Here is a 1,293-nt window from a genome sequence, read left to right as displayed (position 1 = left end):
TGCCCTTCCCGAGAGATGGGTGACAGTTCATTCCGGATAGATGGGTTACACTTTCGGCCCTTTGCAAGGAGAGCAAGGTGCCTTGGAAGGAGTGTAACGTCATGGACGAGCGGCTGAAGTTCGTCGCGCGGCTGCTGGACGGCGAGAAGATGGCCGTGCTTTGCCGTGAGTTCGATATCTCGCGCAAGACCGGCTACAAGATCCTCACGCGCTACAATGATAGCGGCTTGGAGGGGCTGACGGATCGATCGCGCCGGCCCTACCGCCATGCCAATCAGCTTCCGTTTCAAATCGAGAAGCTGATTGTGCGTCTGAAGCAAGACAAGCCGACTTGGGGTGCGCCGAAGATACGCGAGCGGCTGGCCCGGCTATATCCGGATGTGCACCGGCCCGCGATTTCGACCGTGCACGCCGTGCTCGACCGACACGGCATGGTCGAGCACCGCAAGCGAAGGCGCAACAGGGCGACGGGAACACCGCTTTCCAACGGCTGTCGGCCCAACGATCTTTGGTGTGCCGACTACAAGGGCGAGTTCATGCTCGCCGATCGGCGCTATTGCTATCCGCTGACGATCACCGACTTCGCCAGCCGCTATCTCATCGCCTGCGAGGCGCTGTCGACCACGAAGGAAGCCTATGCCTTCACCGTGTTCGAGAGGGTTTTCAAGGAGTTCGGCCTGCCCAGCGCGATCAGGACCGACAATGGTGTTCCCTTCGCCAGCCCCAATGCGCTGTTCAATCTCAGCAAACTGTCGGTCTGGTGGCTGCGCCTGGGCATCGACATCGAGCGCATCAAACCGGGCTGCCCGCAGCAGAACGGGCGCCATGAACGCATGCACCTGACCCTGAAGAAGGAAACCACCAAACCGGCAGGCGCCAACTTTCTGCAGCAGCAGGCCAGGTTCGATGACTTCATCGACGAGTTCAACTCAGAACGCCCCCACCAGGCCCTCGGCATGGACTGTCCGGCAGAGCGTTACGCACCCTCAACGCGACCCTATGCCGGCCTGCCAGATCTCGATTATCCGTTTCACGACAAGGCTGTCATCGTCACTACCTGCGGCCGCATCTGCTATAACAGAAAGAAGATCAACCTCAGCCTCGTCTTCGCCGGCCAGAGCGTCGGCATCAAACAGGTCGAGGACCATATCTGGCTGGCTAGCTTCATGGACTATGATTTGGGATATTTCGACGATGAGACATGCAGGCTCGAACCACTCCAAAACCCCTTCGGGCCAAAAGTGTTACCCATGTCTCCGGTATAAACCGTAACCTATGTGTCCGGAACGGACC

Annotated in this window: 1 protein-coding gene; it reads left to right on the top strand. The window is 59.0% G+C overall.

Annotated elements, in window-relative coordinates:
- Positions 1–101: 101 nt before the first annotated feature.
- A complete protein-coding gene (locus tag FJW04_RS29840; protein WP_083882946.1) occupies positions 102–1,265 on the top strand; it encodes an IS481 family transposase in 1,164 nt (387 codons plus the stop codon).
- Positions 1,266–1,293 lie beyond the last annotated feature (28 nt).

The sequence above is a fragment of the Mesorhizobium sp. B2-7-3 genome (assembly GCF_006440715.1).
Taxonomy (GTDB): domain Bacteria; phylum Pseudomonadota; class Alphaproteobacteria; order Rhizobiales; family Rhizobiaceae; genus Mesorhizobium; species Mesorhizobium australicum.
The sequence above is the reverse complement of the archived record's forward strand: the minus strand, read 5'-3'. Positions and strand labels throughout refer to the sequence as shown.